Here is a 23,770-nt window from a genome sequence, read left to right as displayed (position 1 = left end):
CGCGAACGTTCGTGCTGGTGAGCGCGCCGCCCACCTGGGTGAGCGCGGCAGCGCGCGCATCTTGCCCGCGTCTGCACATTCCCATAGAGCGCCGCGACGAGGGTCACCCAAGCGGCGGGAAGGGCGAGCGCGGATCGTTCTCCTCCGGGATCGCGGCGATCCCAGCCCGAACGAGGCGCCGGCCGAGGGCGGGGTCGGACGTCACCACGCAGAACGGGATGGCGAGCACAAGTCCGCCGAGGAACGGCAGGGCCCAGAGGAACGCCACCGGCCCGGCGGCGGCGAACCCCGCAAGCCCTGCAACGCCCAGGAGACTGTGCCACCAGAGGCCGCGCGCCGCCTCTGCCCAGGACACGCCGCGCTCCTCGCGCAGCTGAGGCGCCCAGCCGATCCTCCGCCCGAGCGCGAGCGCCAACATCCCGCCCGTCTGGTTCACCGCTCGGATCACCTCGAGCACGAGGCCGTGGCAGAACTCGAGCGCGGCACCGAGCGCGAGCCTCCACCCGCCGCCGTATGACGTACGCGCGCGCCGATCGACCGCCGCCTGAAGCGCGCCGCAGAGCTTGTGCGAGAAGTAGCCTCCGAGATAGGCGAGCGTTGCGGCGAGCCCGAGCGGGCGATCGACCGCGGACGCCGGATCGGACGAGAGAGCGTTCAGCATCAGCGCCACCGACGCGACCACCGCAAGCGGCGCGGCAGCGAACAGCAGGATGGCGAAGACAAGGTTGAGCCGACCGACGACGGTGAACCCGGGCAGGCGCAGGAGCGCGAGATACTGCAGGTTGCCCGCCATCCAGCGGATGTCCCGCACGAGGAACGGCAGGAGCGACGGCGGGTTCGCCTCATAGCTGCCGGTCTCGCGTGGGTCGAGCCGGACCTCGTGCCCGGCAGAGCGCAGCAGCGCCGCCTCCACCTGGTCATGGCTCAGGATCGCCTCTCCGTTGGGCAGGGCGGGAAGGTCTCCATGCGCCGCGAAGGGGGCGACGCGGATGATCGCGTTGTGGCCCCAGTAGGGCCCGTCAGGCCCCTGCCACCAGGCGATCCCGGCGGCATAGGCGCGCATGCCGTGGCGCATGCCGAACTGGAACAGGCGCGGGAACGGAACGAGCGCCGGGCGGGCGACGATCAGTGTCTGGATCAGCGCCGCGTGCGGGTTCGCCTCCATCAGGCGGGCAAGCTCGAGCACCGTCCCCGCCGTCATCACGCTGTCGGCATCCAGCGTGATCATCGTCTCGAACCCGGCCGAGCGATGCCTCACCCATTCCATGACATTGCCGGCCTTGAACCCTGTGTTGACCTCGCGTCTTCGGTAGTGGATCGCGGGGGCCTCGGGACGCGCGGCGCAGAACGCCTCGACGGCGCACGCCTCCGCGTCGGCATGCGCGCCCGCTGGCGTGTCGGAAAGAACGAACAGGGCGAAACGATCCGCCGCCCCGGCGGCGGCGAGCCCGTCGAGCAGAGGCGCGATCCGCCCGAGCGCTGCGGCCGTGTCCTCGTTCCTGAGGCAGAGCAGAAGCGCGGTCCTGAGCCTGGGCAGGCCCTCGCCGCGCGCGACCCCGGGCCAAGTGGCGGCGAGCGGGTCGCGCGCGGTGAGCAGCAGCACCGCACCGATCACAGACGAGGCCGCCATCGTGCCGACCCACGGCGCCGTGACGGCGAGCGCCGCGAAGGCGATGGCTTCCCACGGCGTCCACCCGCCCTCGCCGAGAGCCGCCGCGAGGAGAACGAGCGGCAGGGCCGCGAAGACGAGCGTGAGCGCGAGCCAGACAGCGCGTCGGAGGACGAGCATGCGCGTGGTCTAGCGGCGGATGATGGCGCCTCTCAGGCGCGCGCGGCGCGCGAAGCCTTGAGCGCGCGCCAAAGCCAAGGCCCGACCCCGAGCAGGAGTGCGATCGCGAGGAAGGTGGCGCTGATCGGGCGGGTGACGAAGGTGGTGACGTCGCCCTGGCTAATCGTCAGCGCCTGGCGGAAGGCCTGCTCGGCGAGCGGGCCGAGGATCATGCCGATCACCGTCGGCGCCACGGGGAAGTCGTAGCGCTTCATGAACAGCCCGACGATGCCGACGGCGTACATCACGAGCAGATCGGCCACCGAGTTCGAGACGCCGTAGGCGCCGATCGTGGCGAACACCAGGATGCCGGCGTAGAGATGCGGTGCGGGGATCTTCAGGATCCTCACCCAGAGCCCGACGAGCGGCAGGTTCAGAACGAGCAGTATCGCGTTGCCGACATAGAGGCTCGCGATCAGGCCCCACACGAGCTCGCCTTGGGTCTGAAACAGCATCGGGCCGGGCTGGATGCCGTAGCTCTGGAACGCCGACAGCATGATCGCCGCGGTGACGGAGGTCGGCAGGCCGAGCGTGAGCATCGGCATCAGCACGCCGGCGGCGGCGGCGTTGTTCGCCGCCTCAGGCCCCGCCACGCCCTCGATCGCGCCGCGGCCGAACTCCTCCGGCTTCCGCGCGAGCTTTCGCTCCATGTAGTAGCTGAGGAAGGTCGGCAGTTCCGACCCGCCGGCCGGGATCGCGCCGAAGGGGAAGCCGATCAGGGCGCCTCGAAGCCACGGCTTCCACGACCGCGCCCAGTCTTCCCGCGAGAGCCAGAGGCTGCCCTGCAGCGGCAGGATCTCGTCCTCGCCGTGCCGCCGCCGCGTGGCGAGATGGAGCGTCTCGGCAACCGCGAACAGGCCGACGGCGACGATCGTCACCTCGATCCCGTCGAGCAGCTCGAGCATCCCGAAGGTGAAGCGCGGCTGGCCCGTCTGCAGATCGACGCCGACGACGCCAAGGATCAGGCCGAGGAAGAGCGACGCAAGCCCGCGCAGGACCGAGCGCCCGAGCACCGAGGAGACGGCGACGAAGGCGATCACCATCAGGCTGAAATACTCGGCGGGCCCTAGCTTCAGCGCGAGCTCGACCACGACCGGCGCGAAGAAGGTCAAGGCGGCCGTGGCGATCGTGCCGGCAACGAAACTGCCGATCGCGGCCGTTGCAAGTGCGGGGCCCGCGCGCCCGGCCCGCGCCATGCGGTGCCCCTCGAGGGCGGTGATGATGGTCGCGCTCTCCCCGGGCGTGTTGAGAAGGATCGAGGTGGTCGACCCGCCATACATCGCGCCGTAGTAGACGCCGGCGAACAGGATGAAGGCCGAGGTCGCCGGCACCTGGAAGGTGATCGGCAACAAGAGGGCGACGGTGAGTGCCGGGCCGATCCCGGGCAGCACGCCCACAGCCGTGCCGTGGAAGCAGCCTGCGAAGGCGAACAGCAGATTGGTTGGCGTCAGCGCCGTCGCAAACCCCCCGGCGAGCGCGGCGAGCGTATCCATCGCTCTAGAGAAGGCCCTCGAGCACACCGGCGCCGATGTTGACGCCGAGCAGCTTCTCGAAGCCGAGATAGGAGGCGAGAGCGAGTGCCGCGCCGATCGCCGCATCGCGCAGCGGCGCGGCCGAGCCGAAGCCGCGCGCGACGCACACGAATAAGGCGATGGCCGCGAACACGAAGCCGAGGCTCCCGATCAAAGCCGCGTTGGCGGCAAGCCCGGCGGCGACCCAAGCCGTGGCGCGCCAGTCCACCGCAAGGGCCGGCTCGACACCGAAGCCGCCCCGCAGCGCCTGCGCGAGCAGGAGGACGCCAATCAGAAGCAGGCCCGAGGAGGCGATCCACGGGAAAACGGTCGGGCCGACGCGGGCATAGATCGGAGAGACCGGGATCGACGCGCTCTCCCACAGCGACACAAGCGCGAGCAGGATCAGCGCGATCGAGACGCCCACCTCGCCCGCGACGGGGCGGCGTTCAGGCAAGCCCGAGATCTTTCAGCACGGCCTCGGTCGCGGCGATGTTCTGCTTGAGAAAGGCGGCGAAGGCATCGCCCGCGAGGAACGCATCCGTCCAGGCGCGCGCGGCAAGGATCTCTTTCCACTGCGGGGTCGCGTGGATCGCCGTCATCAGGTCGATCAGTGCCTGCCGCTGGGGCGCGGAGAGACCGGGCGGGCAGAACACGCCACGCCAGTTCGTCGCGACGACATCGAGGCCGAGCTCCTTCAGCGTCGGGATGTCCGTGCCGGGAACGCGCCTCTCCCCGGTGGTGGCGAGCGCGCGAATCCGGCCGGCCTTGATCTGCTCGGCGAACTCGGAGTAGCCGGAGATTCCTGCCGCCACCTGGCCGCCGAGGATCGCGGCATTGGCAGGCCCCCCGCCGGCGAAGGCGACGTAGGATGCCTCGCGCGGGTTGCGCCCGAGCGCCTTCAGGATGAGCGCGAGAGCGATATGGTCGGTGCCGCCGGCGGAACCGCCGCCGACCGGAACCGAACCCGGGTTCGCCTGGAGCTTCGCCGCAAGCGCGGCCCAGTCGCGCACCTCTGAGCTTGCCGGCACGACGATAACGCCCGCCTCCTCCGTCAGCCGCGCCACGGGCTGGACGTGCTCGATCGTCACCGGTGACTTGTTGGTGATGCCCGCGCCCACCATCACGCTGCCGCCGACCATCAGCGCGTTGGCCTGGTTCCGCCTCTGGTTGACGAAACGCGGCAGGCCGACCATCCCGCCCGCGCCGCCGACATTCTCGAACTGGAACGACCCGACCAGGCCGGCGGCGCGTGCGGCCTGCTCGATCGCCCGGCCGGTGCTGTCCCAGCCGCCGCCGGGGCTGGCGGGGATGAACATGAAGATGCTCTCGAAGCGCTGCTGCGCGCGCGCCCCCGGCGCGGCAAGCGTCGCGGCCGGAGCGAGCGCGGCGGCGGCGAGCAGGCGGCGTCGTGTCGTGGTCATGACGTTCCCCTTCCCGGTCCGATTCCTCTTTGCGGGAAGCCTAGAACAGTGCCGGGCTCAGGGAAAGGGGGCCGGCGCGGCTTGACCGTGCGGGCCGACGCCGCAAGGCTTGCCGTGTCAAGGGAGGGGGAGATGCCGCGCATCGAGACACCGCATCTTGCGATGCCCAAACTCAGCCTCGGCACCTGGGCGCTTTCAGGCGCGGACTGTGCCCGCGCCGTCGCGGAGGCGATTGGCCTCGGCTATCGCCACATCGACACGGCCGAGATGTACGGCAACGAGGAGGCGGTGGGAGAGGGCCTGCGCGACTCGGCCGTGCCGCGTGAGCACCTCTTCGTCACCACCAAGGTCTGGTGGGAGAACCTTGCGGCGCCCGACCGTGCGCTCGAGGCTTCCCTCAAGCGTCTCGGGCTCGACTATGTCGATCTGTTCCTGATCCACTGGCCCAATCCGGCCGTACCGCTCAAGCGCACGCTTGCGATGATGGAGGTGCTGAAGGAGCGCGGCCTCTACCGGGCCATCGGGGTTGCGAACTTCACCCCGCGCCTGCTCGCCGAGGCGCTTGCGACCGGCGCGCCGATCGCCGCCAACCAGGTCGAGTATCACGTGATGCTGGGGCAGGACCCGCTGCTCGCCCTCTGCCGCGCCCATGGCGTGGTGCTGACGGCCCATTCTCCGCTCGGCAAGGGCGGGCTCGTCGATCACCCGGTGCTCGCGGCGATCGGCGCCAAGCACGGGGCGAGCGGCGCCCAGGTCGCGCTCGCGTGGCTTCTCGAGCAGGACATGGTCGCCGCGATCCCGAAATCGGCCCGGGTCGAGAACATGCGCGCCAATCTCGCCGCGCTCTCGCTCCGGCTCGACGAGGCGGATCGCGCGGCGATCGCGGCGCTGCCGAAGGACCGGCGCTTCGTCAACCCGGCCTTCGCGCCCGACTGGAGACACTGAGGCGCGCGGAGCCGAACGTCTCAGCGCAGGGGTGACGACCCGGCGTCGTTCGGCCGGGGTCAGGAGCACGACGGCGAAGGGGGAGGCGGAGCGAGCGACGCGCGGGCGGGCTCAGCCCTTTGGGATGTGCGCGCCAGAGGCGACCGAGGCCGCCGTCTGCCCGAACAGAACGCGACGCTGCTCCTCCGTCATCTGCGGCGGGCCGTCGGGGCGATATTTCGGCCCGAGCGCATAGGCCCGCTGTGTGGCGGGCCGCGCGCCGATTCGGTCGAGCCAGGCCTTCACACGGGGAAACTCGGCGACGTCGATTCCCTGCCGCTCCCAGGTGACGGCCCAGGGGTAGCAGGCCATGTCGGCGATCGTGTACTCGCCGGCGAGGAAGTCGCGCCCCTCAAGCCGGCGCTCCATCACGCCGAATAGGCGGTTCGCCTCGCGCCCATAGCGATCGATCGCGTACGGGATCGTCTCCGGCGCATAGGCGCGGAAGTGAGTGTTCTGGCCGAGCATCGGCCCAAGCCCGCCCATCTGCCAGAACAGCCACTCGAGCGTGGCGACGCGGCCGCGCAAGTCGGGCGGGATGAACCGCCCGGTCTTCTCGGCGAGATAGAGCAGGATCGCGCCGCTCTCGAACACGCTGATCGGCGCGCCGCCATCGGCCGGGGCGCGATCGATGATCGCGGGCATGCGGTTGTTCGGCGCGATCGCGAGGAACTCGGGCCGGAACTGCTCGCCCTTGCCGATGTTCACCGGAACGATCTCGTAGGCAAGGCCCGTCTCCTCGAGGAACATGGTGATCTTGTGGCCGTTCGGCGTCGGCCAGTAGTGCAGCTCGATCATGCGGTGTCGCTCCTTCGCTCGAGGCTCGCGGCAAGCGTCGAGCCTTTCCGCGGCCGATGCAATGGGGGGGCGGCTCGGCGAGCGGCCGCGCGGAAAAAACGGGGTCGCTTGACGCGGGCTTACGCCCTCCGTCACCATCGATGCAACGAACACGCACACGGGATGGGACGGTCCATGCTGGAGGCGGCGCCCGCGGTCGCGACGAACCTCTCGCGCGACGAGTTGCTCGCGCTCCATCGGCGCATGCTTCTGATCCGACGCGTCGAGGAGAGGCTCGGCGACGACTTCAAGGCTGGCACGCTTCCTGGGCCCGTTCATCTCTACATCGGTGAGGAGGCGGTGGCGGTCGGCGTCTGCGCGCACCTGTCCGATCGCGACTGGATCGCCTCCACCCACCGCGGGCACGGGCACTTCCTCGCCAAGGGGGGCGAGACGCGGGCGATGATCGCCGAGGTTTATGGCCGCGCCACGGGCATCTGCCGCGGCATGGGCGGCTCGATGCATGTGGCCGATTTCTCCCGCGGCATCATCGGCGCCAACGGAATCGTCGGCGGCGGCATCGCGCTGACGGTGGGGGCCGCGCTCGCGGCCCAGCTCGACCGCAAGGGCCACGTGGCCGTCGCCTTCTTCGGCGACGGGGCGGCCAACCAGGGCGTGCTGATGGAGGCGCTCAACCTCGGCGCTCTGTGGAAGCTGCCGCTCGTGCTCGTGTGCGAGAACAACGGCTTCTCCGAGTTCTCGCCGACCGCGACGGTCACCGCCGGAACGATCGCCGACCGCGCCGCTCCGTTCGGCGTCCCCGGCGTGGCGGTGGACGGCAACGACCTTCTTGCCGTGTGGCAGGCGGCCAACGCCGCCGTGCGCCGCGCCCGCGAGGGCGGCGGCCCGACCCTGATCGAGGCCAGAACCTATCGCCTGCGCGGCCATGTCGAGGCGGAGGTGACGTTCCTCCAAGGCAAGTACCGCGAGGAGAGCGAGGTCGAGGCCTGGCGCGCCAAGGACCCGATCGCGCGCTTCGCATCGTATTTGGTCGGCAACGGTCTGGCGACGGAGGCCGATCTCGTGCGCCTCGACGAGGAGGTCGCCGCCGAGGTGGCGGACGCAGTCGCCTTCGCCGAGGCCTCGCCCTGGCCCGAGGAGGGCCAGGAACTCCGCTTCATGTTCGCCTGAGGAAGGGTGCCGCGATGGCGCGCAAGCGGATGATCCAGGCGATCAACGAGGCGCTCGCCGAGGAGATGGCGCGCGATGAGCGCGTGATCCTGTTCGGCGAGGACGTCGAGATCAGCATCATGGGAGACACGCGCGGGCTCGCCGCGCGCTTCGGGCCAGACCGTGTGCGCAACACGCCGATCTCGGAGACGGTGATGACGGGGATGGCGGTCGGCGCCGCCGCGGCCGGCTACCGGCCGGTGTGCCACATGATGTATGGCAATTTCCTCTATACCGGGTTCGATGCGATCGCGAACCAGGCGGCCAAGCTCCGCTACATGACAGGCGGGCAGATCACGCTCCCCCTGGTGTTCATGGGCGTGTTCGGCGGCGGCCGCTCCTCCGCCGCGCAGCATTCGGATGCGATGCATCCGCTCTTCATGAATCTCGGCGGCATCAAGGTGGTGCTTCCTGGCAGCCCGGCGGATGCGAAGGCGCTGCTCAAGGCGGCGATCCGCGATGACAACCCGGTCATCTTCCTCCAGGCGGCCGGCCGCGGCGGCGAGGCGGGAGAGGTGCCGGAGGAGGAGGTGGTCGCGACTTTGGGCGAAGCGGCCGTGCTTCGTGCGGGCCGCGACGTCACGCTCGTCGCCATCGGCTCGATGGTCGCACCTGCACGCCGCGCGGCGGAGGAGGTGGCGAAGGAGGGCATCGAGGCGGAGCTGATCGACCCGCGCACACTCTGGCCGCTCGACACCGGGACGATCGTCGCCTCCGTGCGGCGTACCGGCCGGCTCGTGGTGGTGGACGAGGCGCGCGACGCCTGCTCGGCGGCGAGCCATATCGTCGCCGTGGTGACTGAGCATGCCTTCGGCGCGCTGCAGGCGGCGCCGCTGCGCGTGACCGTGCCCGACGTCGCGATCCCCTACAGCCCGCCGCTCGAGCGCCGGGTGATCCCCGATGCCGCGCGGATCGCCGCCGCACTTCGGCGTTCCGTCAGCGCCGGCGGGGCGTCATGAGGGCTGCACTCAAACTGCCGCGCCTCTCCATGAACATGGAGGAAGGCACGATCACGGCGTGGAAGCTCGCCCCGGGCGACCGTTTCGCCGCCGGCGACCCGCTCTACGAGGTCGAGACCGAGAAGGTGACGACCGAAGTCGAGGCGCCCTGTGACGGGACGCTGCTCGAGATCCTCGTTCCGGCGGGAGAGACCGTCGCGGTCGGGGCGGAGGTCTGCCGGATCGAGCGCTAGCAAGGCCGGCTCGGAGGCCAACAAGGCCGCGGCAAGGCGGCGACACGGAGGAGGAACGAGACGATGAGCACACCGGTTGACGACAAGCGCCTGATGGCAAGCCTCAAGGCGATCAAGCGTCGCCACATCATGCAGGCCGCCGTCACCGGCGCCTCGGTGTTCGCGGTCGCCGGCGTTCCCGAACCGGCGCGTGCGCAGCGCCCCCAGTTCCGGTTCCGGATGCAGAGCTTCCTCGGCCCCGGCAACTACGAATGGGAGGACATCGTGCCGCGCTTCATCAAGCGCGTGCGCGACATGTCGGGCGGGCGGATCGAGATCCAGGCCTTCCCGCCCGGCGCCCTCGTTCCGACCTTCGAGATGCTCGACGGGGTGATCAACCGCGTGGTCGACATCGGCTACGGCGCGCAGGTGTACTGGCGCGGCCGCTTCCCGATGACGCTGTTCACGTGGGGCATCCCGTTCGCCTTTGAACGGATCGACCAGTACGACTATCTCTGGCACGAGGCGGGGCTGAACCAGCTCGTCTCGGACGCCTTCGCGACCGTCGGCGTGAAGTTCCTCGGCCCCATCTACTCAGACGAATGGGGCTCGACCATGTCGCGGCGCGAGATCAAGCGGCTGACCGATTTCCGCGGCCTCAAGGTGCGCAGCTTCGGCATCGCCGCCGAGATCTGGAAGAGCTTCGGCGCCTCGATCGTCACCGTGCCGGGCGAGGAGATCTACACCGCCCTCGCGACGGGTGTTGCGGACGCCGCGAACTGGGGCAGCCCCTTCGGCTTCGCCCAGCTTAAGCTCCAGGAGGTCGCCAAGTTCTATCTCGGGCCGCCGCTGATCTGGGCTGACATGGAGGACAGCTTCATGAACATGGCGGCATTCAACAGCCTGCCGGCCGACCTCCAGCAGGTGATGCTCACGGCCCAACGCGTGTGGGCGATTGAGCGCTATACCCGCGCGGCGATCGAGAGCGCCAAGATCGTCGCGACCATGAAACAGCAGGGTGTCACCTTCAACACCATGGTGCCCGAGGACGTCGAGACGATGAAGCGGCTGACGGTTGAGTTCACCGACAAGCTCGCCGGCAACGACCGCGGCACGCAGCAGGCGCTGAAGATCATCCGCGACACCCAGGCCGCGTTCGCGCAGCGGCCGCCCGGCATCTGAGGCCGGAGCGACACATCCGCCGGGCGGGGCGGCCGCCTCGCCCGGCTCCCCTCTCAGGCGATCAGCATCGGGGGCCGTGATGTCCGCCTTGCGAGGCTTCGTGCGCGCCGTCGACTGGGTCAACGAGCGGTTCGGCCGGCTCGTCGCCCTGCTCGTCCTCGTCCTCGTCGGCCTCGTCGTGATGGAGGTGGTGCTGCGCTATGTGTTCGCAGCCCCGACGGTCTGGGGCACCGAGCTGATCACCTTCCTGTTCGCCGGCATGATCATGCTCGGCGGCGGCTACACGCTGCTCCTCCGCGACCACGTGAACGTCGACATCCTGCACGGCCGCCTCTCGCCGCGCGGGCGGGCGATCGCCGACTGCCTCACCGCCGGTTTCGCACTGCTCTATTGCGGCGTGCTGTTCCACTACACGGCGTCGGTCGCGCTTGAGGCGCTCGCGACCGGACGGACCACTGGGACGGACTGGAACCCGCCGCTCTTCCCGGTGATGCTGTCGCTGCCGGTCGGCGCGGCGCTGCTGTTCCTGCAGGCGCTCGCCAAGCTCGTGCGGGACCTCCACCTCGCGCTCACCGGGCGGGTGCTCGCACCGTGAGCCCGGAACTCGCCTCGCTGTTCCTGTTCGGCGGGTTCATCCTGCTGATCGCGCTCGGCCTGCCGCTCGTCTTCGCGCTCGGCTCGGTCGCGATCATCGGCACCTATTTCCTGTGGGGCCCGCAGGCGCTCGCGATGGTTGGCCTGCGCACCTTCTCCGCTGCAAACAGCTTCGTTCTGATCGCCGTGCCCTTGTTCATCTTCATGGGCTGCATGCTCGAACGATCCGGCATCGCGACGGATCTCTACGACATGATGTATAAGTGGATGGGCGGCGTCCGCGGCGGTCTCGCCGCCGGAACGGTGCTGATCTGCGGCATCTTTGCCGCCATGGTCGGCGTCTCCGGCGCCTCGACCGTGACGATGGGCCTCGTGGCCCTGCCGTCGATGCTCGCGCGCGGCTATGACCGCCGGCTCTCCGTCGGCTGCATCGCCGCCGGCGGGGCGCTCGGCGTGCTGATCCCGCCGTCGGTGCTGATGATCGTGCTCGGCCTCTACGCGAACGTCTCGATCGGGGCGCTGTTCCTGGGCGGCATTCCCGCGGGCGTGCTGCTGATGGTTCTCTTCATCGCCTATATCACCGTGGCGGCGACGCTTCGCCCGGAGCTCGCCCCGGCGCTGCCGCGGGGCGAGCGCGCGGCGTGGCGCGAGCGGCTCGTCGCGCTCAAGGCCGTCGTCCTGCCGATCGCGCTCATTGTGCTCGTAATCGGCTCGATCGTGTCGGGCGCGGCGACGCCGACGGAAGCCGCAGGCGTGGGCGCGTTCGGCGCCATGGTCTGCGCCGCGGTGCAGAGGCGGCTGACGGTGACGGCGGTGACCGAGAGCGCGCGCATCACGCTCCGCCTCTCCTGCATGGTGATCTGGATCGTGTTCGCCGCCTCGATCTTCACCGCGCTCTACACGGCCGTGGGGGCGCAGGCGATGGTGCGGAACGCGCTGACGGCCCTTCCCGGCGGGCGCTGGGGCGTGATCATCGGCATGCAGGCGATCTGGTTCCTGCTCGGCTGCCTGCTCGACCCGATCGGCATCATGATCATCACCGTGCCGCTGTTCTTCCCGCTCGCCCGCTCGCTCGGCTTCGACCCGGTGTGGTTCGGCGTGCTGTTCGTGGTGAACATGGAGATGGCCTATCTCACGCCGCCCTTCGGCTTCAACCTGTTCTACATGCGCGGCGTGGCGCCCCCTTCGGTCAGCATGGCCGACATCTATCGCGGCGTGATCCCGTTCGTGGCGATGCAGGCCCTCGGCCTCGCGCTGATGATGGTCTTCCCCGGGATCATCACCGCGCTCCCCCGCGCCGTGCTGTGAAGGGGCGCGTTGCCGCGTGCCGAGGGTTCGGCGGCAGGAACGCGTGTTCCATCACGCCTGGCGGCAGAACGGCCTTCCGTTCCAGCGTTTTCGGGGCCGGTCCGTCGCGCCTCGCCCGTGCGGTCGCCCCAGGCGGTCAGGTCGCGTAGTCGGGCTCCTCGCGGTCGAGGATTCGGCGCCAAGCGTCGAGATGCATCCGCGCGTCCACCTTCTCGCCCCAGGGCCCGGTGTAGTTGCGGCGGTACTTCTGGGGCAGCTCCCGCAACGGAAGGCCGGTCGACATCGCCGTCATCTGGTACATCGCCGTCCGTTCGGCGCAGTAGAGCTCGTCGAAGGCCTCGGCCACGGTCGCGCCGATGACGGTCGCGCCATGGCCGCCCATCAGCAGGATCGATTTGTCGCCGAGCATGCGCGCGATCCTGTCCCCCTCCTCGTTGTCGTCCACCGGCTCGTAGCCTTCCGTGTCGTAGACGATGCGGTCGTTCAGAAGGAGATTGTTGTGGTGCGCGAGCCTGAGCGTGCCGCCCTCGAGCATCGAGAGCGCCGTGAGGTATTGCGGGTGCACATGCATCACCACCACCGCCTTCGGATTGGCGAGGTGAATCCGCGCATGGATGTGGAACGCGACCTTCCGTAGCTCGCCGCTGCCGCGGAGCACGCGTCCCTCGAGATCGCACACGATCAGGTCCGAGGCGCGGAGTTCCTGGAACAGATAGCCGCGCGGGTTGATCAGGAACAGCGGCGTCTCGCCCGGCAACATTGCGCTGTTGTGGTTGCCGATCTGCTCGTTCCAGCCGAGCCGCGCGCTGATCCGGAACACCGCCGCCATGTCGCAGCGGAGCGCCCATTCGGCCTCCTCGGCCTTCGTGCTCGAGAGCGCCTTCACCACTGGCGTCATCCCGTCCTCCTCCGTTCTCAGAGATCGCGTGCGACCACCGCCACCGGGTCGCCGGCCCGGGCTCTGCCTGGGCCGCGCGTGCACCACAGAAGCCCGCCCGCGCCGTAGGCGAGCGCCGTCGGCGGTGCAAGCGGCTCCTCGATCCGGTGCAAGAAGCCCGCGCGCTCGCCTTTGCGCACCTCGGCGCCAAGCCGATCGGCCGTCTCCCAGATCCCGTCATGCGGCGCGAACACGTAGTGCGCCAGGTCCGGCACCACCATGCGCCGGCTCCGCTCCCCCTCCGGCACGCCGTCGAGCATGCCATAGTGCTTCAGCACGTTGCGCACGCCACGTTCGGTCACGGCAAGCCCGTGCGGGTTGAGCCGCCCCGCGCCCCCGAGTTCGGAGGAGAGAGCGACGACGCCGCGACGCTCGGCGGCGGACAGAAGCGTCGGCCCGGCGTTCACCTCCTTGAGCAGCAGCGTGATCGGGGCGCCGAAGGCATCGGCCATGGCGAGGCTCCTCTCCATGTAGGCCTCGTCGTCAAGGATGTGGCCGCAGGCCGAGGGGAGGATGTCTATCCCCGTGCCGCCGGAGTGCAGATCCATCTGCGCATCGCAGAGCGGCAACAGATGCGTATCGATGTAGTGGGCGAGCACCTCGGCGACGCTGCCGTGCGGGTTGCCCGGGAAGCAGCGGTTGAAGTCTCGGCCGTCGATTGGGCTCTTGCGCGTGCCGGCCAGCGCAGCCGGATCGTGCATCGCGGGAAGGAGGATCACGCGGCCCGAGAGCGCTGCCGGGTCGAGCTCTCTCGCGAGACGCAGGAGCGCGACCTGTCCCTCGTACTCGTCGCCGTGGTTGCCGGCGGTCAGAAGCAGCGTCGGGCCCTCGCCATTGGCGATGACGACGATCGGGATGGCGATCGTTCCCCAGCCGCTATCGTTCCGGGAGTGGGGAACCCGGAGATGCCCCGCCGTCTCTCCCTGGGCCCAGAGATCGATCTCGGCGCAGACGGGGGAGGCCTCCGCCGGGTGCTGCTCCATCGCCTGCCTCGTTCGGCTTCCAAAACTTTAACGCTTCCGGAAGTGTTTGCCGAGCCTATTGGCCCGCGCCATCGTTGCCGCGAAAAACCAGGGAGACGGGATCGATGAGCGGGCGAAAGGGACTGGGCAGGAGGGATCTGGCGAGGGGGGTGGGGGGTCTTGCCGCCACGGCCCTCGGAGCGGGCACGCTCGCCGCCCCGGCGCTCGCGCAGCGTCGTGGCGGCGAGGTCGTGATCGCGCAGCAGGCGCAGCCGCCCTCGCTCGATGCCGCCACCTCGTCAGCCCAATCCTCGCGCAACATCACGCTGCACATCTTCGAGACGCTCTTTGCCCGCGACGAGGCCGGCAACCCGATGCCCGACCTCGCCGAGGGCGTGAACATTTCTTCGGACGGGCTCACCTACACCTTCCCGCTCCGGCGCGGGGTGAAGTTCCACAACGGCAAGGTGATGACCTCGGCCGATGTGAAGGCCTCGCTCGAGCGCTACGGCCGCGTCGGCGCCTCGGCTGCGATCATGCGCCCGGTCGCTGCCATTGAGACGCCGGACGCGAACACGGTGGTGGTGAGCTCAAGGAACCCTCGCCAGGCTTCATCGCCGGGATCTCGAGCCCGCGCGCTCCCTGCGCCATCATCCCCGCCGAGGAGGCGGCCAAGCCGGCCGGCCAGATCGAGATTATCGGCACCGGGCCGTTCCGCTTCGTCGAGTACCGGCCCGACAGCCATGTGCGGCTCGCACGCTTCGACGACTATACCCAGAACACCAACTTCCAAGCGCGCGACGGGTTCGGCGGAAGGAAGACCGCGTATTTCGACACCGTGACGATCCGCTTCGTGCCGGAGGCCGGCGCCCGGACCGCCGGGCTGCAGACGGGCGAGCTCCACGTTCTCGAGGCGCTCGCCGTTCCAGCGGCGCGGCGGCTGCGCGAGGACCGGAACATCCGCATCTACGAGATGATGCCCTGGGCGTTCCAGACACTTATGCTGAACCACGCTCAGGGGCCGACGGCCAACCTCGCCTTCCGCCGTGCGCTCCAGGCTGCGCTCGACATGGAGGAGATCATGGCGATCTCCACCGACGGTCTATTCCGCCTCACCCATGGCTGGCAGCATCCGGGCACGACCTATTTCGCCGGCGATGTCGGCAAGGAGCTCTACAACCTCAAGGACGCGAACCGGGCGCGTGCCCTGTTGCGCGAGACGAACTACCGAAACGAGGAGTTCATCATCCTCACCGACAGCTCGTTCTCGAACCACAAGGCAGCCGGCGAGGTGGCGGCCGAGCAACTCAAGGCCGTCGGAATCAACGTCCGGCTGAACGTCGTCGACTGGCCGACCGCCTTCAACCAGCGAACCCGGCGCGAGGGCTGGCACATGTGGGTTCTGATGTTCGGCATCGAGCCCTACGAGGGGCCGTTCAACGTGGTCGGCTTCTTCTCCGGCGAGAGGCCGATCCAGCATGTCCCCGACCCGGTGATCGAGGACGCGAACCGCCGCCTCAACACGAGCCTCGCCGAGGCCGACCGCAAGCAGGCCGTGGCGGACTTCCAGCGCCGGATGTACGACCAGGCGATCGCGATCAAGTGCGGCGATGTCGGCATCGTCCAGGCCACGCGCGCCAACATCGTCAACTACAAGCCCTACCGCATTCCCCGCATGTGGGATTGCTGGTTCGCCTGAGGCGCTGACCGGCGGGGAGGGCGGCGCGCGGCGGTGCTGCGCTACACGGCCAGGCGGCTCCTTGCCGCCATCCCTGTCCTGTTCGTCGTCTCGCTCGTCTCGTTTGCCATCATCGCCCTCGTTCCGGGCGATATCGCGAGCGAGATGGCAGGGCCCTCCGCCACCGCCGAGGAGCTCGCGCGGCTGCGGGCCGAGCTCGGCCTCGACAAGCCGATCCTCGAGCGGATGGTTGAGTGGTACGGCGCGCTGTTGCGCGGCGATCTCGGCCAGAGCGTGCTGTTGCGACGCTCCGTCACGGAGGCGATCCTCGAGCGTCTCCCGGTCACGCTCGGGCTGACCGTCCTTGCGCTCGCCGTCGCGATCGTGCTCGGCGTGCTCGCGGGCATGGTCGCTGCGGTGCGCCCCAACACCTGGACCGACCAGGGCGTGATGGCGCTCGCTCTCGTCGGGCTTAGCCTGCCCGATTTCTGGCTCGGTCTCGTCTTCATCTGGCTATTCGCGATCGAGCTCGGCTGGCTGCCCACCGGCGGCTACGTTCCCTTCACGGAGGACCCGCTGGGGTGGCTTCGCGCGATGGCGATGCCCGCGGGCGCGCTCGCGCTCACGCAGATGGGGTTGCTTGCGCGGATGACGCGCGCCTCGATGCTCGAGGTGCTACGGCAGGACTATGTGCGCACCGCCCGCGCCAAGGGGCTTCCCGGCTGGGTCGTCGTCGGCCGCCATGCGTGGGCGAATGTGCTCGTGCCGGTGATCACCGTCGCGGGCGTCTCGGTCGGAATCCTGCTCGGCGGAGCGGTTGTGATCGAGCAGGTGTTCAGCCTGCCCGGCGTGGGGCGTCTGATCATCGGCGCGATCCAGCGCCGCGACTATCCGGTGATCCAGGGAGGGCTCCTGCTCACTGCGACGATCTTCGTGCTCGTCAATCTCGTGGTCGACCTGCTCTACGCCGCGGTCGACCCGCGCGTGCGCTATGGCCGGTGAGGCGGCGCTCGCGGAGGCGCTGCCGCGGCGCCCCTCGGCGCTCTCCCGGGCGCTCGGCCATCGCGGCGTGCTGATCGGGCTTGTGCTGTTCAGCGCGGTGGTGCTCGTCGCTCTCTTGGCCGACTGGATCGCGCCGCACGACCCGGTGCGGAACAATTTTCGCTACCGGCTCGGTGTGCCGAACGAGGTGTTCTGGCTTGGGACCGACCGGTTCGGCCGCGACATCCTGAGCCGGATCATCCACGGCACGCGCGTGTCCTTGCGCATCGGCCTGATGGTGGTGGCGGCGACCGGCGTCTTCGGCGCCCTGATCGGTGCAGTGGCGGGCTACTTTCGCTCGCTGGACGGGCCGCTGATGCGTCTGATGGACGGGCTGATGGCGTTCCCGGCGATCCTGCTCGCGATCTCGCTCGCCGCCGCCCTCGGCCCCTCCGAGATCAATGCCGCGATCGCTCTCACCGTCGCCTACACGCCGCGCACAGCGCGGGTCGTGCGCGCCTCGGTGCTTGTCGTGCGCGAGCTCGACTATGTGGAGGCGGCGCGCGCGCTCGGCGCGGGGGACGCGCACATCCTGTTCCGCCACGTCCTGCCGAACGCGCTCACCCCGCTCGTGGTGCAGTCGACCTACATCTTCGCTCTCGCGATCCTCGCCGAGGCTGTGCTCTCCTTCATCGGCGTCGGGCCGCCTCCGCCCACGCCCTCGCTCGGCGGCGTGATCGCGGACGGGCGTGACTACATGCTCGAGGCACCCTGGATCAGCCTCTTCCCGGGGCTTGCCATCGCCGTCACCGTGTTCGGGCTCAACCTGCTCGGCGATGGGCTGCGCGACGTGCTCGACCCGCGCATGAAGGTCGAGCCGCGGTGAGGATCGACACGCCGTGACGGCGCTGCTCACCGTCGAGTCGCTTACCGTGCGGTTCGGCCGCTTCGCGGTGGTCGAGGACGTTGCCTTCTCGGTCGCCCCGGGCGAAGTGCTCGCGCTCGTCGGCGAGAGCGGCTCGGGGAAAAGCATGACGGCGCTCGCGCTCATGCGGCTTGTGCCGCCGCCCGGAGTGGTCTCGGGGCGGGTGCTGTTCGAGGGAACCGACCTCCTGACGCTTCCGGAACGGCGGATGCGCGCCATCCGGGGCGGTGCAATGGCGATGGTGTTCCAGGAACCGATGACGAGCCTCAACCCGGTGTTCACCGTCGGCCGGCAGATCGCCGAAGCACTCTCCTGGCACCGTGGCCTCTCGGCGCGGGCGGCGCGGGCGGAAGCCGTGCGGCTTCTCTCCCTCGTCGAGATCCCGAACGCGGCCGCGCGCGTTTCGCAGTATCCGCACGAGCTCTCGGGCGGCATGCGCCAGCGCGTGATGATCGCGATGGCGCTTGCTTGCAGCCCGCGCCTCCTGATCGCCGACGAGCCGACGACCGCTCTCGACGCGACCGTGCAGGCGCAGCTCCTCGATCTGCTTCGCAGGCTGCGCGCCGAGCTCGGCATGGCAGTGATCCTGATCACGCACGATCTCGGCGTGGTGTCCGACTTCGCTGACCGGGTGGCGGTGATGTATGCCGCGCGGATCGTCGAGACGGCGCCGGCCGAGGCGCTGTTCGCCGCGCCCGCCCACCCCTACACGGAGGGGCTGCTCGCCTCGCTGCCGCGGCTTTCCGAGACGGTCGAGCGCCTCGTCGCGATCCCTGGCCAGGTGCCGCCGCCCTTCGCCATGCCGCCCGGCTGCCGCTTCGCGCCGCGCTGCGCCCACGCCAAGGCCCCCTGCGCCGCCGCTGCCCCGCCTCTTCTGCCTGTCGGCGAGGGGCGGGCGGCCGCGTGCATTCGCCATGCGGGCTACATGGTGGCGGCGTGAGCGAGCCGCTTCTCTCGGTGCGCGGCCTCGTCAAGCACTTCCGCCCGCGCGCGCGCCTGTTCGGCCGGTCGGGCTGTCCCGTCCGCGCGGTCGATGGCATCGATCTCGGCCTCCCCGCGGGCGGCACGCTCGGCCTTGTCGGCGAATCAGGCTGTGGCAAGTCGACGACGGGGCGGCTCGTTCTGCGGCTGATCGAGGCGGATTCGGGGACGATCCGCTTCGAGGGCGAGGACCTGCGCGCCGCCCCTCCCGCCCGGCTTCGCGCGCTGAGGCGTCGGATGCAGATCGTGTTCCAGGACCCGTTCTCCTCGCTCAACCCGCGCATGACGGTGGCCGAGATCCTCGCCGAGCCCTTCGTGGTGCATGGCATCGGCAGCGCGGCGGACCGGGCGCGCGCGGTGCGACGCCTGCTCGATTCCGTGGGGCTCGCCGCGCACCACGCCGGGCGTTACCCGCACGAATTCTCAGGCGGCCAGAGGCAGAGGATCGGGATCGCGCGGGCTCTCGCGCTCGAGCCGTCGCTGATCGTCGCCGACGAGCCGGTCTCGGCGCTGGATGTCTCGGTCCAGGCGCAGATCCTCACCCTGATGAAGGACCTTCAGGCCGCGCGCGGCCTCGCCTTCCTGTTCATCAGCCACAACCTCGCCGTGGTGCGCCACATGGCCGAGCGCGTGGCGGTGATGTATCTCGGCACGATCGTTGAGGAGGCCCCGCGCGAGGCGCTGTTTTCCGCCCCGCTCCGCCCCTACACTCGGGCGCTGCTCTCGGCGGTGCCTGACCCCGGCGCCCAAAGGCGGGAGCGGATCGTGCTTCGGGGCGAGATCCCGCGCCCCGATGACCCTCCCTCCGGCTGCCGCTTCCGAACCCGCTGCCCGATCGCCGTTGCCCGCTGCGCCGAGGAGGTGCCGGCGCTTCGCCCGCTCGCTCCCGGGCACCGCGTGGCCTGCCACCTCGCCGAGGCGCCCGCCGGCGCGGCCTGAGGCGCGCCACGGTCGGACCGGGACGGGCTTTTCCCATCCCCTGGCACTCCCCATGTTGCGGCCCGATGACTGCCTTCCCGCGACGTTCCCGGCTGCGCGGCCTCGAAGAGGCGCGCGCCTGGCTTGCCGCTCTTGGCCTTGGTGCCGCTGCCCCAGCGCCCGCGGCTCCGGCTCTCGACGCCGATCTCGTGGTCGAACGCCCCCTCCCCGCGGTGCTGACGGCGCGTCGCTCGGGCTGGGCCGTTCCGGCCGAGGCCACGCTCGGGGCGAGCCCGTATGGACCGGTTCCGTTGCCGGGGCTCCGCCTCGTCGCCGCCGGCGAGCCCCTTCCGCCGGGAACCGACGCGGTTCTGCCGCCCGAGGCGGGGACGGAGGCAGGCCCCTGGGTGGAGGTGACGGCCTCGGTCGCTCCGGGCGAAGGCGTGGTGCCGGCCTCGGGCCATCTCGCCGTAGGCCAGGTGCTCGCCCGCGCCGGGTCCGTCGCGTCGCCGCTTGCGCGCCTGCTCGCCGCCGGCGAGGCGGAGGCGATGCTCCCGCTTCTCGCATCCCTCACCCCGCCCGGCCTCGCCCTCGGGCCGGTCTCCGCCCCGGCCATCGCCGGCCTCGGCGCGCGGCCGATCGAGGAGACGGTTCTCGGCCATGGCCCTGACGGTCGCCCCGCCCTCTCCTTGCCCGCCGACCCGGCCGCGCGGCTGCTCGCCTGGCTCGCTCTCGTTCCGCCGCCGGGCGAGAGCGTGCCGGCGCGTCTTGCCCGCAAGCTTGCCTCCGCCGCCGGCCTCACCGACCTCGTTCTCGTCCGCCTCGCCGAGGGGGTGGCGACACCGCTGGCGGCGGCCGACTCGCCCTCCCTCTCCGCCTTCACCCTGGCCGCGGGCTGGGTCGAGGTCCCGCCGGCGAGCGAGGGCTGGCCGGAGGGTGCGTCCGTGACTGTCACTTTGCTTCCCCCCGCCGTGCTCGCCTGACCATGCCTCCCTTCGATGCGATGGCGGCGGTGCGGGCCGCGGCGAGGCAGGAGCAGTTCCTCGAGGTGGTGACGGAGGAGGAGGCGCGCACCCGCTTCGCCGCCGCCTTCACCCCGAGGCGTTGCCCGGCGGAAGAGGTTCCGCTCGAGGCCGCTCTTGGGCGCGTGCTTGCCGAGGACCTGGTAAGCGAGGTTGACGTTCCGGGCTTCGACCGAAGCAGTGTGGACGGGTTCGCCGTGCGTGCCGCCGACACGCTCGGGGCGCGGGAGGATGCGCCGGTGCGGCTCCGCCTCAACCCGGAGGTTCTCGCCTGCGGCCGGGCGCCGAGCCTTGCGGTCGAGCCCGGTACCGCGACGGTGATCGCGACAGGCGGGATGGTCCCGCGCGGCGCTGACTCGGTGGTGATGGTCGAGCACACCGAGGCCGAGGAGGGGGCAGACGGGCCGGTCATTGTGCTGCGCCGCGCTGTCGTGCCGGGGGCGATGATCGCGGGCGCAGGCAGCGACATCGCGCGCGGCGAGACGCTGCTGCGCCGCGGCACCGTGCTGTCGAGCCGGGAGATCGGCCTGCTTGCCGCCGTCGGTCGGGCCTGCGTGCCGGTGGTCCGCCGCCCGCGCGTCGCGGTTCTCTCCACCGGCGACGAGCTCATCCCCCCCGGTGGCGAGCCACGGCCTGGCGGCGTGTTCGACAGCAATGGCGCGATCATCGCCGCCGCCGTCGCTGAGTCGGGCGGCGAGGCAGTTCCCTTCGGCATCATCGCCGACGACGAGGTGTCGCTCTCCGACGCGCTCCGCCGCGCTGCCCAAGAGGCCGATCTCGTCGTGCTCTCGGGCGGCACCTCGAAGGGGGCGGGTGACCTCTCGCACCGCGTTCTCTCCTCGCTCGGGCGGGTGGTCGTGCACGGGGTGGCGCTCAAGCCGGGCAAGCCGCTCTGCCTTGGCCTCGTGGGCGCAACCCCCGTCGCCGTCCTGCCCGGGTTCCCCACCTCAGCCGTGTTCACCTTCCACGGCTTCGTCGCGCCGCTCATCCGCGCCATGGCGGGGCGTCGCGAGGCCGAGGCCGAGACGGTCGAGGCGCGGCTTGCGGTGCGCACGCCGTCGGAGCTCGGCCGAACCGAGTATGCGATGGTCTCCCTCGTCGAGACCGGGGAGGGGCTCGCCGCCTATCCGCTGGCGAAAGGCTCGGGCGCTGTGACGGCCTTCTCGCAGGCGGACGGGTTCATCGCGATCGATGCGCTCTCCGACGGAATCGAGGCCGGGGCGCCGGTTCGGGTGACGCTGATCGGGCGCGCCTTTCGGCCGGCCGACCTCGTGGTGATGGGCAGCCACTGTGTCGGGCTCGACCGTGTGCTCGGGCACCTCGCCGAGAGCGGCGTCACGGTCAAGGCGCTCGCCATCGGCTCGATGGGCGGGCTCGCGGCCGCACGCCGAGGCGAGTGCGACCTCGCGCCGATGCACCTGCTTGACCCTGCCACCGGCCGCTACAACGCCCCGTTCCTTCCCCCCGGCGTCGCCCTCATCCCCGGCTGGCGGCGGCTGCAGGGCATCGTGTTCCGCCCGGGCGATGCGCGCTTCGAGGGGCGCGATGCCGAGGCAGCGGTCGCCGCCGCTCTCGCCGACCCCTCCTGCATCATGGTGAGCCGAAACCAGGGCTCCGGCACGCGCGTGCTGATCGACGGGCTGCTCAAGGGCGCGCGCCCGCCGGGCGCGTTGAACCAGCCGAAGAGCCACAACGCCGTGGCGGCGGCGGTGGCTCGGGGCCGCGCGGACTGGGGGTTGGCGATCGCGACGGTCGCGCGCGACTACGGCCTCGGCTTCATCCCGCTCGCCGACGAACACTATGATTTCGCGGTGCCCGAGGCGCGACGCGGGCGCGAGCCGGTGCGACGCTTCGAGGCGCTTCTTGCCCGGAAGGAGACGCGCGCGATGCTCAACGAACTCGGGTTCGCACCATGAGGGGTCTTGTCCTTCTGCTCGTTCTGGTCGCCGCCCTTCCGGCGCGGGCGGAATTCCGCGGCCATGGCGGCCCGGTGAAGGCGATCGCCGTCTCGCCCGACGGCGGGCGGGTGCTCTCGGGCAGCTTCGACCAATCCGCGATCCTCTGGTCGCCCGGGCGCGGGGCGGCGGAAGTGGTGCTGCGCGCGCATGATGGTGCGGTGAACGCCGTCGCCTTCCTGCCCGATGGCCGGTTCGCGACCGCCGGCGAGGAGGGGCGGATCGCCCTCTGGCAGCCCGGCGCGTCTCGCCCCGAGCGCGTGTTCGAGGGCCATGGCGCGAAGATCGCCTCGCTTGCGGCCGACCCCTCTGGACGTTTCCTCGTCTCCGCGGCGTGGGACCGGACGGTCCGGCTCTGGCCGCTCGACGGCTCCGCCCCGCGGGTGTTCGAGGGCCATACGGAGAATGCGGTGAACGCTGTCGGCGTGCTCGCTGACGGTTCGGCCATCGTCTCCGCCGGGTATGACGGAACGGTTCGCCTCTGGCCGGTCGAGGGCGGCGCGCCGCGGGTGCTCGCCGAGTTCGGCCTGCCGCAGAATGCTCTCGCCGTGCTACCGGGCGGCGCTGGCGTTGCCGTCGCCGGGGCGGACGGCACCGTGCGGCTCGTGCCGCTCGGTGAGGGAGCGGTGCGGGAGCTCGCGGGCGGGGCCGCTCCGATCATCGCCCTTGCCGTGAACGCCGGCGGCACGCTGCTCGCGGCCGGCGGGATCCGAGGCTCGGTGGCGATCTGGTCGCTTCCCGAGGGGCGCCTTCTGCGCACGCTGACGGGGCCGGGCGTGCCCGTGTGGGCGGCCGCCTTCGCCCCCGACGGGACGCTGTTCACCGGCGGCACCGACCGTCGCGTCCGCCGCTGGGACGCGGCGACGGGGGCGCATCTCGGCCCCGTGACGCCCGAGGAGGAAGAGCCCGCCACCGCCTCTGACCACCCGGGCGCGCGCGTGTTCCGCGCCTGCGCCGCCTGCCACACGCTCACCGGCGACAGCGCCAACCGTGCCGGCCCGACGCTTGCCGGTCTGTTCGGCCGTCGGATCGCCTCCGTGCCCGACTATCCCTACTCGGAGGCGCTGCGGCGCATGGACATCGTCTGGACGCGCGAGACGCTGGCGGCGCTGTTCACCCTCGGCCCCGCGGCCTACACGCCGGGCACGCGCATGCCCGAACAGACGGTGGGCAACCGCGAGGACCTCGACGCCCTGCTCGACTTCCTCGAGATCGAGACGCGCCGCTAGCGCGCTTCCTCGACGATCGCCTGAAAGGCGATCTCGGCGGATTTTACACTTCGATGAAAGGGGCTTTGAAAGCCATGGCTTTTCAAGGACCTCCATTCTGGCATCTGTTTTTCGGACCTTCTTCATCCACGGGCCCAGCGCTGATCGGCTCGTGCAGGACGAGAAGAACCGAG

21 protein-coding genes and 1 pseudogene are annotated in these 23,770 nt (G+C 70.6%); 15 read left to right on the top strand and 7 right to left on the bottom strand.

All coding sequences use genetic code 11. The features are described from left to right. Positions 1–103: 103 nt before the first annotated feature. The 4 genes from mdoH to KO353_RS06430 are packed head-to-tail and all read right to left on the bottom strand — an operon-like array spanning position 104 to position 4,763. On the bottom strand, positions 104–1,789 hold the full coding sequence (gene mdoH, locus KO353_RS06445) for a glucans biosynthesis glucosyltransferase MdoH (protein WP_218286888.1): 1,686 nt from the start codon (positions 1,787–1,789) through the stop codon (positions 104–106). Positions 1,790–1,821: 32 nt separating this feature from the next. Then, a complete protein-coding gene (locus tag KO353_RS06440; protein ID WP_218286887.1) occupies positions 1,822–3,321 on the bottom strand; it encodes a tripartite tricarboxylate transporter permease in 1,500 nt (499 codons plus the stop codon). A gap of 4 nt (positions 3,322–3,325) precedes the next feature. Beyond that, positions 3,326–3,796 carry a tripartite tricarboxylate transporter TctB family protein gene (locus tag KO353_RS06435; protein ID WP_218286886.1) on the bottom strand — a complete coding sequence of 157 codons (471 nt, stop codon included), beginning with the start codon at positions 3,794–3,796 and terminating at the stop codon, positions 3,326–3,328. Continuing rightward, entirely contained in the window at positions 3,789–4,763 is a 975-nt protein-coding gene (locus KO353_RS06430) for a Bug family tripartite tricarboxylate transporter substrate binding protein (RefSeq protein WP_218286885.1), read from the bottom strand. The genes KO353_RS06435 and KO353_RS06430 overlap by 8 nt, the downstream gene beginning before the upstream one ends. 132 nt (positions 4,764–4,895) lie before the next feature. Between KO353_RS06430 and KO353_RS06425 the strand changes: the two genes are divergently transcribed. Next, positions 4,896–5,708, top strand: coding sequence for an aldo/keto reductase (locus KO353_RS06425; RefSeq protein ID WP_218286884.1), 813 nt, complete (start codon positions 4,896–4,898; stop codon positions 5,706–5,708). 111 nt (positions 5,709–5,819) lie between these two features. Here KO353_RS06425 and KO353_RS06420 read toward each other — a convergent pair whose 3' ends face one another. Beyond that, positions 5,820–6,545 (bottom strand): glutathione S-transferase N-terminal domain-containing protein, encoded by a 726-nt coding sequence (locus KO353_RS06420; protein ID WP_218286883.1) that lies wholly within the window; start codon positions 6,543–6,545, stop codon positions 5,820–5,822. 174 nt (positions 6,546–6,719) lie between these two features. Here KO353_RS06420 and KO353_RS06415 point away from each other — a divergent pair, with 174 nt between their 5' ends. From KO353_RS06415 to KO353_RS06390, 6 genes are all read left to right on the top strand, one after another. Next, entirely contained in the window at positions 6,720–7,715 is a 996-nt protein-coding gene (locus KO353_RS06415; protein ID WP_218286882.1) for a thiamine pyrophosphate-dependent dehydrogenase E1 component subunit alpha, read from the top strand. 14 nt (positions 7,716–7,729) lie between these two features. Further along, positions 7,730–8,713: an alpha-ketoacid dehydrogenase subunit beta gene (locus KO353_RS06410; protein WP_218286881.1), complete on the top strand. Its 984-nt coding sequence runs from the start codon at positions 7,730–7,732 to the stop codon at positions 8,711–8,713. Then, the gene (locus tag KO353_RS06405) at positions 8,710–8,946 is read left to right on the top strand and encodes a lipoyl domain-containing protein (protein ID WP_218286880.1); all 237 of its coding nucleotides are present in this window, start codon (positions 8,710–8,712) and stop codon (positions 8,944–8,946) included. The genes KO353_RS06410 and KO353_RS06405 overlap by 4 nt, the downstream gene beginning before the upstream one ends. A gap of 63 nt (positions 8,947–9,009) precedes the next feature. After that, positions 9,010–10,107 (top strand): TRAP transporter substrate-binding protein DctP, encoded by a 1,098-nt coding sequence (gene dctP / locus KO353_RS06400; RefSeq protein ID WP_218286879.1) that lies wholly within the window; start codon positions 9,010–9,012, stop codon positions 10,105–10,107. Positions 10,108–10,186: 79 nt separating this feature from the next. Then, positions 10,187–10,702 carry a TRAP transporter small permease subunit gene (locus tag KO353_RS06395; protein WP_218286878.1) on the top strand — a complete coding sequence of 172 codons (516 nt, stop codon included), beginning with the start codon at positions 10,187–10,189 and terminating at the stop codon, positions 10,700–10,702. Continuing rightward, on the top strand, positions 10,699–12,009 hold the full coding sequence (locus KO353_RS06390; RefSeq protein ID WP_218286877.1) for a TRAP transporter large permease: 1,311 nt from the start codon (positions 10,699–10,701) through the stop codon (positions 12,007–12,009). Before KO353_RS06395 ends, KO353_RS06390 begins: the two co-directional genes overlap by 4 nt. Before the next feature lie 136 nt (positions 12,010–12,145). Here the strand turns inward: KO353_RS06390 and KO353_RS06385 are convergent, their stop codons facing one another. Continuing rightward, the gene (locus KO353_RS06385; RefSeq protein WP_218286876.1) at positions 12,146–12,907 is read right to left on the bottom strand and encodes a class II aldolase/adducin family protein; all 762 of its coding nucleotides are present in this window, start codon (positions 12,905–12,907) and stop codon (positions 12,146–12,148) included. A 17-nt stretch (positions 12,908–12,924) separates the two neighbouring features. Further along, positions 12,925–13,929, bottom strand: coding sequence for a succinylglutamate desuccinylase/aspartoacylase family protein (locus KO353_RS06380; RefSeq protein WP_218286875.1), 1,005 nt, complete (start codon positions 13,927–13,929; stop codon positions 12,925–12,927). A 104-nt stretch (positions 13,930–14,033) separates the two neighbouring features. On the opposite strand from KO353_RS06380, the pseudogene KO353_RS06370 reads away from it, so the two are divergent. From KO353_RS06370 to KO353_RS06335, 8 genes and pseudogenes are all read left to right on the top strand, one after another. Beyond that, a pseudogene (locus tag KO353_RS06370) lies at positions 14,034–15,607 on the top strand (ABC transporter substrate-binding protein). Between the two features lie 33 nt (positions 15,608–15,640). After that, entirely contained in the window at positions 15,641–16,588 is a 948-nt protein-coding gene (locus KO353_RS06365; protein ID WP_218286872.1) for an ABC transporter permease, read from the top strand. Next, complete coding sequence (locus KO353_RS06360) at positions 16,578–17,453, top strand: ABC transporter permease (RefSeq protein ID WP_218286871.1); 876 nt, start codon at positions 16,578–16,580, stop codon at positions 17,451–17,453. The genes KO353_RS06365 and KO353_RS06360 overlap by 11 nt, the downstream gene beginning before the upstream one ends. A gap of 13 nt (positions 17,454–17,466) precedes the next feature. Next, positions 17,467–18,432, top strand: coding sequence for an ABC transporter ATP-binding protein (locus KO353_RS06355; RefSeq protein ID WP_218286870.1), 966 nt, complete (start codon positions 17,467–17,469; stop codon positions 18,430–18,432). Next, a complete protein-coding gene (locus KO353_RS06350; RefSeq protein ID WP_218286869.1) occupies positions 18,429–19,412 on the top strand; it encodes an ABC transporter ATP-binding protein in 984 nt (327 codons plus the stop codon). Before KO353_RS06355 ends, KO353_RS06350 begins: the two co-directional genes overlap by 4 nt. Before the next feature lie 65 nt (positions 19,413–19,477). Next, entirely contained in the window at positions 19,478–20,374 is an 897-nt protein-coding gene (locus KO353_RS06345; RefSeq protein ID WP_218286868.1) for a hypothetical protein, read from the top strand. Positions 20,375–20,376: 2 nt separating this feature from the next. Further along, positions 20,377–22,329: a molybdopterin biosynthesis protein gene (locus KO353_RS06340; RefSeq protein WP_218286867.1), complete on the top strand. Its 1,953-nt coding sequence runs from the start codon at positions 20,377–20,379 to the stop codon at positions 22,327–22,329. Beyond that, positions 22,326–23,597, top strand: a complete 1,272-nt coding sequence (locus KO353_RS06335) for a c-type cytochrome (RefSeq protein WP_218286866.1) — start codon at positions 22,326–22,328, stop codon at positions 23,595–23,597. The genes KO353_RS06340 and KO353_RS06335 overlap by 4 nt, the downstream gene beginning before the upstream one ends. Positions 23,598–23,770: the final 173 nt, after the last annotated feature.

The organism is Elioraea tepida, assembly GCF_019203965.1.
In the GTDB taxonomy this organism is placed as follows: Bacteria; Pseudomonadota; Alphaproteobacteria; order Acetobacterales; family Acetobacteraceae; genus Elioraea_A; species Elioraea_A tepida.
This window is presented reverse-complemented; position numbering and strand designations above follow the sequence as displayed.